Origin of the sequence: Phenylobacterium sp., assembly GCF_004297125.1 — a bacterium.
GTDB lineage: Bacteria > Pseudomonadota > Alphaproteobacteria > Caulobacterales > Caulobacteraceae > Phenylobacterium.
In genome coordinates, this window is sequence record NZ_SCVD01000032.1 from 1 (window position 1) to 15,605 (window position 15,605).

Consider the following 15,605-nt stretch of genomic DNA (forward strand, 5'->3'; position numbering starts at 1 on the left):
TCGTCGTCGCCGGCGTTGATCGACTTCTGGTTCAGGATGGTGTCGATCGCCACGGCGGTCTTGCCGGTCTGGCGGTCGCCGATGATCAGCTCGCGCTGGCCGCGGCCGACGGGGATCAGGGTGTCGATGGCCTTCAGGCCGGTCTGTACGGGCTCGTGGACCGACTTCCGCGGGATGATGCCCGGGGCCTTCACGTCCACGCGGCGGCGCTCGGCCACGTTCTTGATCGGGCCCTTGCCGTCGATCGGCTCGCCCAGCGGATTGACGACCCGGCCCAGCAGGCCCTTGCCGACCGGGACGTCCACGATCTCGCTGAGGCGGCGGACTTCGTCGCCTTCCTTGATGGCCTGGTCCTGGCCGAAGATCACGACGCCGACGTTGTCGCGTTCCAGGTTCAGGGCCATGCCCTTCACCCCGGCGGAGGGGAACTCCACCATCTCACCGGCCTGGACGTTGTCGAGGCCGTAGACCCGGGCGATGCCGTCACCGACGGACAGCACCGAACCGACGTCGGAAACGTCGGCTTCCTCGCCGAAGTTGGCGATCTGGGACTTGAGGATGGCCGAGATTTCGGCGGCGCGGATATCCATGGATCTTACGCTCTCTTCAGGGCGAATTTCAGGGAGTCGAGCTTCGAGCGCAGCGAAGCGTCGAACAGACGGGAACCGACCTTGACCTTGATCCCGCCCAGGAGGGCCGGATCGACGCGGGTCGTGATTTCAGGGTCCTTGCCGAGCGCCTGGCGGAGCGCGGCCTGGACGCCCTTGGCCTGGGCGGCCGAGAGCGCGATGGCGGTGGTCACCTCGGCCGAGACGGCGCCGCGGGCGGCGGCCGACAGCTTGGCGAAGCCGGTGATGACTTCGGGCAGGGCGGCGGCGCGGCCGTTCGCGGCCAACAGGCCCAGGAACTTCAGCGTCGTCATGTTGAACTTGGCCTTGGCCCCCACGCCGACCAGGCCCTTGGCCTTGTCCTCGGAGCTGAAGGTCGGCGCGGCCAGCAGGACGCGCAGGTCCTTGGATTCCGCCAGCGCCTTCTTCAGCGAGTTGAGATCGGCTTCGACGGCGGCCACCTGCTTCTGATCGCTCGCAAGATCGAACAGGGCTTGGGCATACCGCGAGCCCACATTCGATAGAGAGGTGTCGTCCGCCACTATTATCCGCCCGGGTCGCGTTTCACGTGCCGCAAACGGAGCGATCCGCTGCGACTAAAGGCTTGAAAGCGCTTGAAAAAAGCACATCGGACCTGGGGCTCTATATTGCCCCCGGCCCAAAGCCGCGCGCCTACTAGCACGCGATGTTGTGCGCCGCAACCGAGGCAGGGGGGTTCCGCTGCGGCAGACTCGCGCCTGTCTCAAGCGCAAAAAAGAAGACCCGCCGGTTTCCCGGCGGGCCAGTGCGACAGAAGCTCAAGGTACGAGCTGCTGGGAGACTGTTCGGCTACTGCTTCGCGAGCTGCGTGCCGGCGCCGCCGGCCTTGGCCACGGCCTTGGCGTTGCAGCCGGCCAGCTTGTCGGCGTCGAGGGTCTTGCGGCCTTCGAACGAGGCGACCACGCCCACCTTGTCGGCGATCGCCTTGCAGGTGGAGGCGGCGAAGGTCTGCGAGGTCGGAGCGAGCGCGACGCAAGCGTCGGCTTCGCAGTTGAACATGGCGCCGCCGGCGATGAACTTGGTCTTTTCGGCGACCGGCGAGGCCAGCTTCGCGGTGACGGGATCGCCCGCCAGAGCGGAGCCGGCGGAGAAGGTGACGAGGGCGGCGCAGGCCGCAAGGATTTGGAGCTTCATTGAGCCCTCCAGCGTTCGGGGAGTTGTCGGCGTCAAGGATTTGAGTACCGGCCCGGTCCGCCGCGTTTGCCCGCCTCGGGTATCCCCTCCCTTGGCGCACTTCGAACTGAGCAATGCTAAGATAACGGTGTTAAGATCGGCCGCGCAATAGCTATTTGTTCTATTCGGCTATGCGGAAATGCAGACCGGCTCAGCGTTCACGCCGTCGATCCTTCATGGAAGCGTGACGATGGCGACACCGCCACACGCCATGGCTCTGGTGTTCGAGTAACCCCGGAGCTTCCATGTTCAAGACCCTCGCGCTGTCCTGCGCCCTCGCCGTCCTTGCGGTCGCGTCCCCCGCCGCCGCCCTCACGGTCACGCCCGTGGCCGTCACGGCCTCCGACACCTTCCCGTTCTTCGGCCAGTACAAGGCCGAGAACCTGATCAACGATAGCGGCCTCGTGAACGGCCTCCACGACGCCAACTACGCCAACATGTGGATGACCGACCTCTCGGTCGACGAGGCGACCCTGACCTTCGATCTCGGCGGACTGGTCCAGCTCTCCAGCCTGCAGGTCTGGAACTACAACTTCGGCGTCGAGGAGTTCGCCTCGACCCTGGACCGCGCGGCCAACGCCTTCACCCTCGCCATCTCGCTGGACGGCGTGAACTTCACCCAGGTGCTCGCCGGCAATTTCGCGCGCGGGACGGGCGGCCCCCTGGCCGCCGAGACCTTCGCCTTCGCCGGGCAGGCCCGGTTCGTGCAGCTGAACCTGGCGGGCAACCACCAGCAGTATCCGGAGACCTATGGCTATTCGCCCATCGGCCTCTCCGAGGTGAAGTTCGGCGCCGTGCCGGAACCGTCTTCCTGGGCCCTGCTGATCGCCGGCTTCGGCGCGACCGGGGCGGTGCTTCGCCGCCGGGCCGCGGCGCGGTTCGCCTGACGACAATGAGCGCCCCGGCCTCCAGCTGGGGCGCTCGCGACGTTCGTTCATACACCGTCAATCATGTTTGGCGTTCCGTTACCCTGAGCTATAGGGCCGGCGGGCGGCTTCGAGACCGGTAGGACGACGTAATTCATGGCCAATGCGCAGCCGCCGCGCCGCGGACGCGAACCGCGCGCCCGACGCACGCCCCTGCAGACCCTGATCTACTGGACCCTGGTGCTGGGCGTCTGGGGCCTGATCTTCCTGGTGGCGTTCTTCGCGGTCTTCGCCGTCGACCTGCCCGACACGTCCAAGCTCTACGACGTGAAGCGCCAGCCATCGGTCTCGTACCTCGACCGTTCCGGCGCCCTGCTCGCCGTGCGCGGCAGCCAGTACGCGCCACCGGTCGACCTGGACAAGCTGCCCCCCTACGTGCCCAAGGCGTTCATCGCCATCGAGGACCGCTGGTACTACTGGCACTTCGGGTTCAACCCGTGGGGCATCGCCCGCAGCCAGCTCTATAATATGCAGCACAAGGGCGAGGGCGGCCCCCTGCGCGGCGGCTCGACCATCACCCAGCAGCTCGCCCGCAACCTCTTCCTGACGCCCAACCAGAACTACCGCCGCAAGGCCCAGGAGCTGATCCTGGCCGTCTGGCTGGAGGCGCGGTTCTCCAAGAAGCAGATCCTCGAGCTCTATCTGAACCGGGTCTATTTCGGCGCCGGCGCCTACGGCATCGAGGCCGCCTCCCAGCGCTACTTCGGCAAGCCCGCCCGCGAGCTGACCCTCGGCGAGAGCGCCCTGCTGGCCGGGATCATGAAAGGCCCGTCGCGCTATTCGCCCGTGGCCTCCACCGACCGCGCCGCCCGGCGCGCCACCATCGTGCTGGACGAGATGGTGCAGGCCAAGTTCATCACCCCGGCCGAGCGGGACCAGGCGATCCGCACCAAGGTCCGGGTCAATCCGGTCCTGGCCAACCAGCGGGCGCAGTACTTCACGGACTGGGTGGACGACCAGACCCGGACCCTGGTGGGCGAACCCACCGAGGACCTCGTCGTCGAGACCACCCTGGACCTGCCGCTGCAGGCCAGCGCCGAACAGGCCGTGCAGTCCGGCGTCGCCGCCGCCAAGGGCCAGGGCGTGGAGCAGGGGGCGCTGATCTCGCTCGACGGCGAAGGCCGCATCCGCGCCTACGTCGGCGGCACCAACTACCTACAGACCCAGTTCGACCGGGCGACCATGGCCCGGCGCCAGGCCGGCTCGGCCTTCAAGCCCTTCGTCTACCTCACCGCCATGGAAGCCGGCCGTACGCCCGACACCCCCGTGGTCGACGAGCCGGTGAAGATCGGCAATTGGGAGCCGCGCAACTACACCGGCAATTACCTCGGGCCCATCACCATCGGCACGGCCCTGGCCCAGTCGGTGAACACCGTCGCCGCGCGCCTGGCCAACGAAGTCGGCACCTCCAACGTGGCCGCCACCGCGCGGCGGCTGGGTATCACCTCGCCGATCCAGCTCGACCCCTCCATGGCCCTGGGCGCCGTCGAGGTCAGCCCGCTGGAGATGGCCCAGGCCTATGCGCCGTTCTCCAACGGCGGCTATTTCGCCAAGGGCTACGGCATCGAGCGGATCCGCACGGCGACCGGCCGGGTGCTCTACGACCGCGGCGTCGACCGCGCCCCCCGCGCGCAGGTGATCGGCCAGCCGGCCCTGGCCTATATGGTCAACATGATGCGCGGCGTGGTCACCCACGGCACCGGCACGCGCGCCAACGTCCCGGGCTACGACCTGGCCGGCAAGACCGGCACCACCAGCGACTACCGCGACGCCTGGTTCGTCGGCTACACCGGCGGCTTCGTCACCGCCGTCTGGGTGGGCAAGGACGACAACAAGCCGATGCGCAAGGTCACCGGCGGCGGCGCCCCGGCGGGCATCTGGCGCGATTACATGACCGCCGCCCTGCCGCGCCTGAAGGTCCAGCCGATCCCGGGCGGCGTGCTGCCGCAGGTCGAGGAGCAGGGGCCGATCGAACAGATCCTCGAAGGCGTCGGCGACCTCTTCCGCGGCGACCGCGACGAACCCCCGCCGTCAGAGTTCGACAGCCGCGCGCCGCCCCCGCGGGAGCGCCCAAGGCAGGACCCGCCGTTCTAGCGCCCGAAGGCGTGCAGCCGGGCCCCCTCGGCCCGCAGCCAGTCGCGGTGGCGGCGCTCGTCGCCGACCAGGGCGCGGACGTGGGCCCAGAACCGCGGGCCGTGGTTCAGCTCCAACAGGTGGGCGCACTCGTGTGCGGCCACATAGTCGGCCACCTCGAACGGGGCTAGCGCCAGGCGCCAGGAATAGCGGATGTTCCCCGCCGTCCCACGCGGCCCGGGCTTGCAGGAGCCCCAGCGCGACTTGGCGTCGGCCACCGTCACCTTCGGCATTGGGGCGCCCAGGCGCTGGGCGTAGTGGGCGGTGCGGGCGCCCAGCACCTCCAGCGCCTTCTTCTTCAGGACCAGGATCACCGCGCGGGCATAGCCCTCGCCCTCGCCCATGGCGGTGATGCGCGGGGTGGAGCCGTCGATGGGCTCGATCCAGCGGGCGCGGCCCGAGCCCGTTTCCAGGCGCACTGGGCGGCCGAACACCTCGATCAGCATGCCGGGCGAAAGCGGGGCGGCGTCGGGCAGCTCGGCCAGTCGCTCGGCGATCCAGCTCGCGCGTTCGCGGGCGAAGGCGGCGGCCTCGGGCAGGCGGCGCTGGGACGGCGCGGTGGCGACGATCTCGCGCCGCGTCCGGTCCAGGCGCAGCGACACCCGGCGCGCCCGCTGGTTCACCTTCAGCCGCACGGCCGCGCCGGCCACGTCCAGCCGATCGCCGTCGGAGAAGGTCTTCGCGGGAGGCGCGCGGCCGAACAGACTCATCGCCTTGAATCTAGGGTGTCAGCGCCGTTTCGCGAAGCGCGGAGCGGAACCGCTGCGCGCCGACGCCGCGGTCAGGATTTGGCGGCGCGGGGACGGATCGGGACCACCTCGGCCGCGGGGCGCGGCTGGGGCTTGGGCCGCGCGCCGTGGACCATCGTGGAGTGCTCCATCCGCTGGATGAACTCGCGCACCCTCGGATAGATCTCCTCGCGGAAGCGCTTGCCGTTGAACACCCCGTAGTGGCCGACGTGCGGCTGGATGTAGTCCTCCTTCAACTCCGGCGGCAGGCCGAGGCAGAGGAAGTGCGCCGCCTGGGTCTGGCCGATGCCGGAGATGTCGTCGTTCTCGCCCTCGACCGTCATCAGGCCGATGTCGGTGACCCGTTCGGGCCGGACGCGCCGGTCGTTGTGATAAAGCTCGCCCTTCGGCAGCAGGTGGCGCTGGAACACCACGTCGACGGTCTGGAGGTAGAACTCCTCCGTCAGGTCCAGGACCGACAGGTACTCGTCGTAGAACTCAAGGTGCTTGTCGGCGCTGTCGCCGTCGCCGGCCATCAGCTGGGCCAGGTATTTGCGGTGCGCTTCCTGGTGCTTGTCCAGGTTCATGGACATGAAGCTGGCGAGCTGCACGAAGCCCGGATAGACGCGCCGGCCCGCGCCCAGGTAGGGCGGCGGCACGTTGTAGATCATGTTGCTCTCGAACCAGGCGAAGGGCCGGTCCTCGGCCAGCTTGTTGGTGACGGTCGGCGACAGGCGCGCGTCGATCGGCGAGCCCATGAAGGTCATGGAGGCCGGGCGGCTCTCTTCCTTGTCTTCGGCCATCAGCGCCGCCGCCGCCAGCACCGGCGGGCCGGGCTGGCAGACCGCCACCACGTGCGGGCGCGGCCCCATATGGCGCAGCATCTCGCGGATGTGGTCGATGTAGTCGTGGAAGTCGAAGCGGCCCTCGACGATCGGCACGTCGCGGGCGTTGGTCCATTCGGTGATGAACACCTCGTGGTCCTGCAGGAAGGCCTCGACCGTGCCGCGCAGCAGGGTGGCGTAGTGGCCGGAAAGCGGGGCGGCGATCAGCACTGCGGGCTCGATCTCGGTCTTGCCGGCGCGACGCAGGTCGCTCATGTCGCGGGCGAAGTGGGTCAGCTTGCACCAGGGGGTCGACCAGACGGTGGTCGGACGCACGCCCACCCGGCGGCCGTTGATCTGGACGCTGTCGATCATCCACTCGGGCTTGCCGTAGCGGCGCGTCAGATTGGCGAAGAGGTCCGAGGTGGCGAAGATCCGCCGTCCCAGCTCGCTCTCCGCCGCCGGATTCAGCGGCGAGCTCCAGAAATTGCGGGCGGCGAGCGCGGCGAACCGCATCGGCGAGGCGGCATAGTAGCCGGCTTCGTACATCGTATAGAGCATTCGAACCCTGCCTTGTTGCGCCGCAGCATAACATGCGGAACGTTAATAGGCTCCGCAAGCTCTACGGTGCGGAACGCCGCAGGCGTTCAGCAGGATTCCGCGTTGGCGCCCTGTTTCATGGCGGCCTTGATCTTGGCGGCGGTCTGCTCGGGCGTCAGGTCGTAGGGCAGGACGCAGGCGAAGCGGCCCTTGGGGTTCATCAGGTAGCTGTAGGCGGCGTGGTTGACCGTGTAGTCGTCGCCCTCGCCGACCTTCTGGTAGTAGACGCGATAGGCCTTGGCTGCGGCGTCCACCTGGGCGGCCGACCCGGTGAGGCCGATCAGCCGCTTCGGGAAGGCGTCGTTGGCGACATAGGCCTTCATCTGGGCCACCGTGTCCCGCGCCGGGTCCACCGAGACCAGCACCGCCTGGAACTTGTCGGCGTCCGCGCCCAGCAGCGGCTCCACCTGGCCCAGTTCGAACAGCGTGGTCGGGCAGATGTCCGGGCAGTGGGTGAAACCGAAGAAAACCACACTCCACTTGCCCTTGAGCAAGTCCTGGTTGACCGTGCGACCCGACGTGTCGATCAACTGGAACGGACCGCCCACGGCGGCGGTTTGCGGTTGGGGACCCAGGACGCCTTTGCGGACGGCGAGACCGGTGAGTATGGCCAGCGCGAGCGCCAGGACCGCGATGAGGGCCAGGATCCGCCTGGACATGGGTGCATTCCTTGCTGTCTGCGATCCGAGCGCGCGGCGGGGCCGTCGCTCATGAGCGTCCAGCCGCAGGCCGACCGCCTCGATACGGCCCCGACTTCCGGGGCGCAAGACGTCTGGGACACCGCCGCCATCCGGCGCGGCCACCTGCGGGTCCGCACGCTGGTCACCCTCCGCTGGATGGTGATCGGAGGGGAGATCGCCCTGCTGGCCGCCATGGCCTTCGGGCTTCGCTATCCGGCGCCCTATTTCTTCTGCGCGATCGTCGTCGCGGCCGGCGCCTTCGTGAACGTCCTGACCGGTGTCGCGTCGCCGCCCCAGCGGGTGATGGGAGACAACGAGGCGCTGGCGCAGCTTTCCCTGGACGTCCTGCAGATGTCGCTGCTGCTGGGCCTGATCGGCGGGACCGCCAATCCGTTCATCCTGATCCTGCTGGCCCCGGTGACCCTCGCCGCCGCGACCCTGCCGCTGCGTCCGCTGCTGGTGGTCGGCGGCCTGGCCGCGGGGCTCTCGATGCTGCTGGCCGTCGTGGCGCTGCCCTATCCCTCGCTGCACGCGGAGCCGCGACTGTCGCTGGAGTTCCGCCTCGCCGCCGGCATCGCCAACGTCGCCGGCATCGCCCTCGTGGCGGGCTATGTCCGCCAGTCGGTGGTGGAGGCCGCCCGCATGGCGCTGGCCCTCGACGTCACCCAGACGGTGCTGGCCCGCGAGCAGAAGCTGTCGGCCCTGGGCGCGCTGGCCGCGGCCGCCGCGCACGAACTGGGCACGCCGCTGGCGACAATCGCCATCGTCGCCAAGGAAATGGCCCGGGAGGCCACCCAGCCGCAGGTGAAGGAAGACGCCGAACTCCTGATCGCCCAGGCCGACCGCTGCCGCGAGATCCTCAAGCGCCTGGCCGCCACGCCCGACAAGGCCACCGACGAGGTTCACGAGCGCCTGTCGCTGCGCCAGCTGGTCCAGGAGGTGATCCAGCCGCACGCCAACGCCTCGAAGGAGGTGCGCGTCGAGGCCATCGTCACCGGCGCCAAGGACGTGAAGACCCCCGACATCCGCCGGCTGCCCGAGATCACCCACGCCTTCACCACCTTCGTGGAGAACGCGGTCGACTTCGCGAAGTCCGAGATCCTGGTTTCAGCCCGTTTCGACGCCGACAGCGTCAGCATCGAGGTGCGCGACGACGGCCCCGGATTCTCGCCGGAGATCCTGGCCAAGCTGGGCGAGCCCTATGTCACCAGCCGGCCGGGAGCCGAAGGCTCACGCACCGGGCACATCGGCATGGGCCTCGGGTTCTTCATTTCGAAGACGCTTCTGGAACGAACCGGGGCGGAAGTGACATTCCACAATGCCAAGCCTCGCGGCGCAGTGGTTGCTGCCCGCTGGCCTCGCTCATTGGTTGAGGTAGTTTGACCTGCTCGCGACAGAGCTTGCAGAAATGCGTTTAGGTGCGACAGTCTGACGCAAGCGATAAGGGACGACGCATGACCGATCTGTCCGCTGAAGTCACGGCCCTGGCCGACCGCAGCCTGCTGGTTCTGGACGACGACGCGCCGTTGCGCACCCGTCTCGGCCGCGCCCTCGAGCAACGCGGCTTTGAGCCGACGCTCGTCGGCAGCGTGCAGGAAGCCATCGCCGCGGTGAAGGTCCATGCCCCCGCCTATGCGGTGCTCGACATGCGGCTGGAGGACGGCTCCGGGCTGAAGGTGGTGGAAGCGGTGCGCGACGCCCGGCCCGACGCCAAGATCATCATGCTCACCGGCTACGGCAACATCGCCACGGCGGTGCAGGCGGTGAAGGCCGGTGCGGTCGACTACCTCTCCAAGCCGGCCGACGCCGACGACGTGGTCCGCGCCCTGCTGGCCCGCGGCGACGCCTCCGCGGCCCCGCCCGAGAATCCGATGAGCGCCGATCGCGTCCGCTGGGAGCACATCCAGCGCGTCTACGAGCTCTGCAACCACAACGTCTCGGAAACCGCCAGGCGGCTGAATATGCATCGGCGGACGCTGCAGCGCATATTGGCGAAACGCGCCCCGCGCTAAAGCTCCGTCGCCACGGCTCCCCCCGCCCTGAGCGCCGCCAGCCGCGCGAAGGCCAGGGTCAGGGCCTTTCTCCGCGCCCCGGCCAGGGGTTCGACCGGCGCCTCGCGCAGGATGGCGCCGCCGAAGCCGTCGGCGACGATGAGGCCGGGCTCCTCCGGCAGGATCTCACGCGGGAACTCCGGGGCGACGGCGAAGGCGAAGGCGTCGCAGTAGGGGCGGTACTCGGGCCACTTCACGTCTACGCGGAAGTCCTCGATCCCCGACTTCACCTCGACGATGAAGACCTGGCCCCTGGGGCCCAGCGCCATCAGGTCGGCGCGCCGGCCGTTCGGTAGGGTCACTTCGGTGAGCGGCGCGTAGCCCAGCGCGGTCAGCAACCGGGCGGCGCCGCGGGTGACGGTGGCGGTGGTCTCGGGACGGGAGACGGTGACGACGGTGACGTCCATGACCGCCACATTGTTCCGCCTACGTTCCCGTGGCAAGCGGGCCCTGCCGCGTCAGCTCCGCGCGGGCAGCGGGAATTCCAGGCGGCCGATGTCGAAGCCCAGCTGGCGGATACGCGCCAGGGCCTGGCTCTTGATCGCGGCGGGCAGGACCGGCTTCTGCGACATCAGCCACAGGTACTTGCCGTTGGCCGTGGCCAGGACCAGCCAGCCCTGGTCCGGGCGGTGCTCGACGACCACATAGTCCTGGGTCACCACGCCGCCGAAGAAGCTCATCTTGAACTTGGCGTTGGTGCGGGCGTCGGCCACCGTGGCCTTGGCCTTCCAGGTCTTCAGCGGGCCGGTAGGGCTGTCCTTGCGGCACGACTGCACCACGGCGAAGCCCTTCGCCTGCGGCGTCCAGTCCGAGGCGCCGGCCTGGCAGCCGTTCTGCAGCTGGTTGGGGACGCGCGCGACCTCGTACCAGCGGCCCATCATCTGGGCGATCTCGATGCGGCCGATCGGTTCCACGGCCGCCTGGGCCGCGACCGGGGCGAGCGTCAGGCAGGCGGCGAGGGCCGCGAGGATGAGGCGCTGGATCATGTTGCGGTGCAATATACGAAGGTTGAGCGAAAATGAACGCCCTGGGCGCGCGATATAGGGACGCACGATCCCGATGACCAGCGCCTGAACGGTCCGGTCAGGAGTGTTACCGGGCCGGCGACGCAAAACGCCCGCCGGATCTCTCCGGCGGGCGTTCCATGGCTTCGGCCGCGAAGCCTACTCGGCCGCGATCAGGATCTGCTTCGCCTTGTCGGCGAAGTTGATCTCCTGGAGGTAGCGGATGCCCTCCTCGGCGATGGCGTCGCCCACCATCACGTCGCCCTCGGCCTTCAGCTCGTCGATGTCGACGTACATCGCGTAGAAGGCCCGCGTGCGCTCGGTGATGATGCCGGCGTTCAGCAGCGTCTTCACCAGAACGCGGAAGATGTTGGTCTGCTCCTTCATCCCCTCGCGACGGCTCTCGTCGTTGATGATGCTCGCCAGTTCGGCGATCACCACGTCCGGGTCGAGGCCGAACTCCTCGTAGAGGCTGCGCTGCTGGGTCGGGCCCACCAGGTTGAACAGCAGGGTCTGGAAGCACTGGGCGGCCCAGAGCTCGATGATTTCGTGCTCCTTCTCCGACAGGTGCGGGATGGTCCGGTCGGCCCAGATCTTCCCGAACTTGTGGTGGAAGGCCTCGTCGGTCATCACCAGCTGCATCAGCTTCTTGCAGAGCGGATCGTTGGTGACCTTGAAGAAGGTGGCGAAGGCGCCCATCGCCAGGCCCTCCACCAGCATCTGCATCCCGATGATCTTCTTGTAGACCTCCGGGCTGCCGATGATGTCGACCAGCAGCGCCTTCAGCGTCGGGCCACATTCCACCGGCCGGCCCCAGCGGGCCTTGATGTATTTGGCGAAGGCCGTCACGTGGCGGGCTTCCTCGCGGGTCTGGTTGGCGGCGTATTCCTGCGCGCCCTGGTCCTTCAGCACGTGGCAGAGCGAGGCCGACAGGTTCAGCGCCCCCTGCTCGCCGTGCAGGATCGAGGAGAAGCTGCGCAGGGCGAACTGGTTCACGAACCGGATGCGGTCCTTCGGGTTCGACAGGCGGTCCGAGACGTACTTCGTCTGCAGGGACACCACCATGTCCTCCGGCAGGAGCATCTCGTTCTCCATGTCGAAGGGCTCGTCGAAGTCGATGTAGCGCTTGTCCAGCGGGTCCCAGAAGTGGTCGTGGGTCGCCGAGATGATCTTGTCAAAGGCGGTCGAGCGGTTGCCGTATCGGTCCAGCTCCAGCATGGACTCAAAATCGTCGGGCGCGACGGCGTCGTAGATGATGTCCTTGGTGATGTTGCCGTCTGCGGCCATGGGGAAGTCCTCACCTGTTCTTTGCAGCCACCATGCGATCTAAGCAGTGATCAGTCAAGGAAGGTGACGGGGGCGTCAACTTTCAACCTGCCCGTAACCATACCCGGCCGTCGGCCCCTACTCCGCCGCCGCCTCGATCATGTCGATGTCGCCGTCCGACAGGCCGAAGTGGTGGCCGATCTCGTGGACCAGGACGTGGGTCACCAGTTCCTCCAGCGTCACCTCCCCGTTCTCCGCCCACTCGTCCAGGATCGGGCGGCGGTAGAGGAACACGCGGGATGGCTCGGGCGCGGCCCCGAACACCGAGCGCTCGGCCAGGCTGACGCCGGAGTAGAGGCCGGTCAGGCCGAACGGGTCTTCGATCCCCAGCTCGTCCAGCACTCGGTCCTCGGGGAAATCGTCCACCCGGAACACCACCTCGCCGGCCATCCGCCGGAAGCCCTCCGGCAGGGCGGCGAACGCGCGCGCGGCGATCTCCGCCATGTCGTCCAGCGAGGGCGCGCGGCCCGCGAATAGACGGTCGTCCTTGGGGTCACTCATCCGGCATCACGATGTGGGGGGCTTCGGGGGGCCGCGTCTCGAAGAGGCCGATGTCCAGGGGCTGCTGCGGCCTCGTCGGCCGCATCGGCGTGCGGGCGATGGCGCGCAGGGTGTCGGGATCCAGGTCCTGGCCGGCCTTGCGCGCCTGCCGCGCCTGGGGTGCGTCCAGTGGCCGGTCCGCCGTGCCGATGCGCCAGTAGGAGACGGTGAGCCGCCAAACCGTCTTCGGAGCCTTGGGCGGCGCCGGCCAGCGATGGCCGTCGGCATAGACGGGCTGCATCGCCTTCGGTCGCGGCGCGCCCTCGGCAACCTGTTCGACCAGCCCGCAATAGCGGTCCTCGGCGGCGGGCATCGTCCCCGTGCGCTCGTCGTCGAGCCGGCCGGCGTAGGCGTCCAGCGCCGCCTCGCGGGTGGCGAAGGCCGGGCCCACGGGGTCGGTGGCGAAGGCGACGGCCTCGCCGGCCCGCCGCCGCGCCTCGCTCTCGCGGGCGGCGCGGCCCAGCGGCCGGCTGAGCGCCTGCTCGGCGTTGGTCGCCACGGGATAGAGGATCGCCGTCATCGCGCGCATTCTCGCCCAAAGGCCATGGGCTGCCCAGCGCGACAAGAGGGGGCGACGCGCGAAGACGCCACACGTGCGGGGAACCCCTGCAGGCCCTAAGCTCGGGCCCAACGATTCGCCGGGGCGTCGATGAGCGCGCACGAACTGATGCTGGCGGCGGCGGCGGGCGCGGTGTGCCTGGCCATCTCCGCCGTCCTCTGGGCGTTCGCCCAGCGCCGCGCGGCCGACCGAAGGGTCGCCGGGCTGAAGGCGCGCATCCGCCAGCTCGAAACCGGCGCCGAGACCGCCCAGGCCTCGGCCGAGGCCTTCGATTCCGCCCTGCTCGCCGTCGAGGACGGCCAGGCCCTGCTGGCCTCCGGCGAGGAGAGCCTGGGGGTCTGCTGCGAGGCCCTCGGCTTGTCCGAGGCCGATCCGCAATACCTGCTGAACGCCCTGATGCGCGCCGATCCCGATCATGCGCGCCGCCTTCGCGGCCTGTTCGAGCGCGGCGAGGCCTGCGCCTTCGAGGTGAAGGGGCCGTCCGGCGTGGTGACTGTCGAGGGCCGCGCCGCCGGCGCCCTGGCCTGGCTGCGGGTCTCGGCGGTGCTGGGCGAGGACCAGGGCCTGCCGACCGCGCCGCGCTTCGCCGCGCTCCTGAACGCCCGGGTCTTCCCCGCCTGGATCGCCGCGGCGGACGGATCGCCCGTCTGGGTCAACGCCGCCTGGCTCAAGGCCGTGGACGCCGGCAGCCTGGACGAGGCCGTCCAGCGTGGCGTGGCCTTCGACAAGGGCGCCGACGCCATCGCCAGCGAAGCCGCCAACCTTGGCCAGCGGCGCGAGGCGCTGCGCTGGCTGAGCTTCGGCGGCCGCCGCCGCGCCTTCCTGATCGCCGCCCAGCCGCTGGAAGGCGGCGGCGTCGGGGTCTGGACGGACGACCTCACCGACCTGGAGGAAGCCCGGGAGGAGACCAAGCGCAACGTCGAGGCCCACGACGAGACCCTGAACCGCCTGGACGACGCGGTGGTGATCTTCGACGGGGCCAAGCGCCTGAGCTTTCACAACACAGCCTTCGCCGAATTGTGGGGCCTGGAGCCGGCGTGGCTCGGGGAGCGGCCAACGCATGGCGAGATCCTGGATCGCCTGCGCCAGCGCCGCCGTCTGCCCGAGACGGCCGACTACGCCAAGTGGAAGGCCGGCGAGTTGGACCGCTACGAAAAGCTGGAGCAGCAGGCCGACGACATGTGGAGCACGCCCGACGGCCGCACCCTACGTGTCGTGCGCCAGTCGCACCCGCTGGGCGGCCTCTTGCTGCTATTCGCCGACATCACCGGCGAGCTGAAGATGAAGGCGCAATACAACGCCCTGATCCAGGTGCAGCAGGCGACCCTCGACAAGCTCAGCGACGCGGTCGCCGTGTTCGGTTCCGACGGGCGGCTGCGGCTGCATAACGAGAGCTTCGAGAAGTTCTGGAACATCACCCCGCTCCAGATAGAGGCCGCGGGCGACTTCGAGGGCGTGGTCGAGCTCTGCGTGCACAAGCTGCACGACATGGTGTTCTGGAAAGACCTCAAAGGCCGGGTCGCCGACCCCGACCCCAGCGCCCGCATGCCGATCACCGGCGAGGCCCAGACGTCCGACGACCGCACCGTCGAGTACCGCACCCGGCCGCTTCCGGACGGCGCGACGCTGATCGCCTTCACGGACGTCACCGACGCGCGGCGCCTGGAGAGCGCCCTGGCCGACCGCGAGCAGGCGCTCTCCGAGGCCGAGCGGCTGAAGCGCGACTTCGTGGGGAACGTCTCCTACGAGCTGCGCACCCCGCTCACCACGATCATCGGTTACTCCGAACTGCTGGAGCACTCCGGCGACGGGTTGTCGGAGCGCGCCCGCGGCTACGCCGCCTCGGTGAAGTCGGCCGCCACCCAGCTCGCGCGCTCCATCGACGACGTGTTGGACATGGCCCAGATCGACGCCGACGAGATGGCGCTGGACCTGACCCAGGTGAACGTCTCCGACCTGCTGATCGAGGTGGCCAGCCGCTGGCGGGCCGAGGCCGAGCCGGCGAAGGTCTCCATCATGCTGGAACGGCCCGACGACGTGGGTGTGATCCGCGGCGACCGCCGCCGCCTGTCGCAGGTCCTCGACCACCTGATGGAGAACGCCATCGGCCAGACCCCGGCCGGCGGCACGGTGACGCTCGCGGCCCGCAAGGCCCGCGGCGAGGTGCAGCTTCAGGTGTCGGACACCGGCCGCGGCATCCCGTTCCACGTCCAGGCGCACATCTTCGACCGCTTCATCGGCCGCGAGCGCGGCGGGCCCGGCCTGGGCCTGGCCCTGGTCAAGGCCCTGACCGAGTTGCACGGTGGCTGGGTGGCCCTGGAGAGCGAGCCCGGCGCCGGCGCCACCTTCACCTGCCACCTCCCGGAAGTCGCCACCGCCGTCAGCCAGCCGGAGCTCGGCTTCGCGCGCTAGGC

The 15,605-nt window shown here is 69.2% G+C and carries 16 protein-coding genes; 5 read left to right on the top strand and 11 right to left on the bottom strand.

Translation table 11 applies throughout. The features are described from left to right. From EPO51_RS22200 to EPO51_RS22210, 3 genes are all read right to left on the bottom strand, one after another. The coding region (locus EPO51_RS22200; RefSeq protein ID WP_465246622.1) for a F0F1 ATP synthase subunit alpha at positions 1 to 590 on the bottom strand (590 nt) is incomplete at its 3' end. A gap of 5 nt (positions 591 to 595) precedes the next feature. Then, complete coding sequence (locus EPO51_RS22205) at positions 596 to 1,150, bottom strand: F0F1 ATP synthase subunit delta (protein WP_293354765.1); 555 nt, start codon at positions 1,148 to 1,150, stop codon at positions 596 to 598. Positions 1,151 to 1,436: 286 nt separating this feature from the next. After that, positions 1,437 to 1,781 carry a CC_3452 family protein gene (locus EPO51_RS22210; protein ID WP_293354768.1) on the bottom strand — a complete coding sequence of 115 codons (345 nt, stop codon included), beginning with the start codon at positions 1,779 to 1,781 and terminating at the stop codon, positions 1,437 to 1,439. 284 nt (positions 1,782 to 2,065) lie between these two features. Between EPO51_RS22210 and EPO51_RS22215 the strand changes: the two genes are divergently transcribed. Both EPO51_RS22215 and EPO51_RS22220 read left to right on the top strand, forming a co-directional pair. Further along, positions 2,066 to 2,707, top strand: a complete 642-nt coding sequence (locus EPO51_RS22215) for a PEPxxWA-CTERM sorting domain-containing protein (protein WP_293354771.1) — start codon at positions 2,066 to 2,068, stop codon at positions 2,705 to 2,707. Positions 2,708 to 2,842: 135 nt separating this feature from the next. Further along, complete coding sequence (locus EPO51_RS22220) at positions 2,843 to 4,840, top strand: transglycosylase domain-containing protein (RefSeq protein ID WP_363201220.1); 1,998 nt, start codon at positions 2,843 to 2,845, stop codon at positions 4,838 to 4,840. On the opposite strand, the gene EPO51_RS22225 is transcribed toward EPO51_RS22220, so the two are convergent. From EPO51_RS22225 to EPO51_RS22235, 3 genes are all read right to left on the bottom strand, one after another. Continuing rightward, positions 4,837 to 5,589, bottom strand: coding sequence for a M48 family metallopeptidase (locus EPO51_RS22225; RefSeq protein WP_293354774.1), 753 nt, complete (start codon positions 5,587 to 5,589; stop codon positions 4,837 to 4,839). The two genes, EPO51_RS22220 and EPO51_RS22225, sit on opposite strands and share 4 nt — an antisense overlap. 71 nt (positions 5,590 to 5,660) lie before the next feature. Beyond that, positions 5,661 to 6,992 carry a polyhydroxyalkanoate depolymerase gene (locus tag EPO51_RS22230; RefSeq protein WP_293354777.1) on the bottom strand — a complete coding sequence of 444 codons (1,332 nt, stop codon included), beginning with the start codon at positions 6,990 to 6,992 and terminating at the stop codon, positions 5,661 to 5,663. 86 nt (positions 6,993 to 7,078) lie between these two features. Then, on the bottom strand, positions 7,079 to 7,690 hold the full coding sequence (locus EPO51_RS22235; protein WP_293354780.1) for an SCO family protein: 612 nt from the start codon (positions 7,688 to 7,690) through the stop codon (positions 7,079 to 7,081). A gap of 51 nt (positions 7,691 to 7,741) precedes the next feature. Here EPO51_RS22235 and EPO51_RS22240 point away from each other — a divergent pair, with 51 nt between their 5' ends. Together EPO51_RS22240 and EPO51_RS22245 are read left to right on the top strand one after the other, a co-directional pair. Beyond that, positions 7,742 to 9,094 (top strand): ActS/PrrB/RegB family redox-sensitive histidine kinase, encoded by a 1,353-nt coding sequence (locus EPO51_RS22240; RefSeq protein WP_293354783.1) that lies wholly within the window; start codon positions 7,742 to 7,744, stop codon positions 9,092 to 9,094. A 71-nt stretch (positions 9,095 to 9,165) separates the two neighbouring features. Continuing rightward, positions 9,166 to 9,723 carry an ActR/PrrA/RegA family redox response regulator transcription factor gene (locus EPO51_RS22245; RefSeq protein ID WP_293354786.1) on the top strand — a complete coding sequence of 186 codons (558 nt, stop codon included), beginning with the start codon at positions 9,166 to 9,168 and terminating at the stop codon, positions 9,721 to 9,723. On the opposite strand, the gene mmcB is transcribed toward EPO51_RS22245, so the two are convergent. The 5 genes from mmcB to EPO51_RS22270 form a co-directional block, all read right to left on the bottom strand. Next, the gene (gene mmcB / locus EPO51_RS22250; RefSeq protein WP_293354889.1) at positions 9,720 to 10,169 is read right to left on the bottom strand and encodes a DNA repair putative endonuclease MmcB; all 450 of its coding nucleotides are present in this window, start codon (positions 10,167 to 10,169) and stop codon (positions 9,720 to 9,722) included. The two genes, EPO51_RS22245 and mmcB, sit on opposite strands and share 4 nt — an antisense overlap. 51 nt (positions 10,170 to 10,220) lie before the next feature. Beyond that, a complete protein-coding gene (locus tag EPO51_RS22255) occupies positions 10,221 to 10,748 on the bottom strand; it encodes a lipocalin family protein (protein ID WP_293354788.1) in 528 nt (175 codons plus the stop codon). A gap of 177 nt (positions 10,749 to 10,925) precedes the next feature. Beyond that, the gene (locus tag EPO51_RS22260; protein WP_293354791.1) at positions 10,926 to 12,053 is read right to left on the bottom strand and encodes a ferritin-like domain-containing protein; all 1,128 of its coding nucleotides are present in this window, start codon (positions 12,051 to 12,053) and stop codon (positions 10,926 to 10,928) included. 117 nt (positions 12,054 to 12,170) lie between these two features. After that, the gene (locus EPO51_RS22265; RefSeq protein WP_293354794.1) at positions 12,171 to 12,593 is read right to left on the bottom strand and encodes a metallopeptidase family protein; all 423 of its coding nucleotides are present in this window, start codon (positions 12,591 to 12,593) and stop codon (positions 12,171 to 12,173) included. After that, positions 12,586 to 13,152, bottom strand: a complete 567-nt coding sequence (locus EPO51_RS22270) for a hypothetical protein (RefSeq protein ID WP_293354798.1) — start codon at positions 13,150 to 13,152, stop codon at positions 12,586 to 12,588. The genes EPO51_RS22265 and EPO51_RS22270 overlap by 8 nt, the downstream gene beginning before the upstream one ends. Before the next feature lie 129 nt (positions 13,153 to 13,281). Between EPO51_RS22270 and EPO51_RS22275 the strand changes: the two genes are divergently transcribed. Next, the gene (locus tag EPO51_RS22275) at positions 13,282 to 15,603 is read left to right on the top strand and encodes a sensor histidine kinase (RefSeq protein WP_293354801.1); all 2,322 of its coding nucleotides are present in this window, start codon (positions 13,282 to 13,284) and stop codon (positions 15,601 to 15,603) included. Positions 15,604 to 15,605 lie beyond the last annotated feature (2 nt).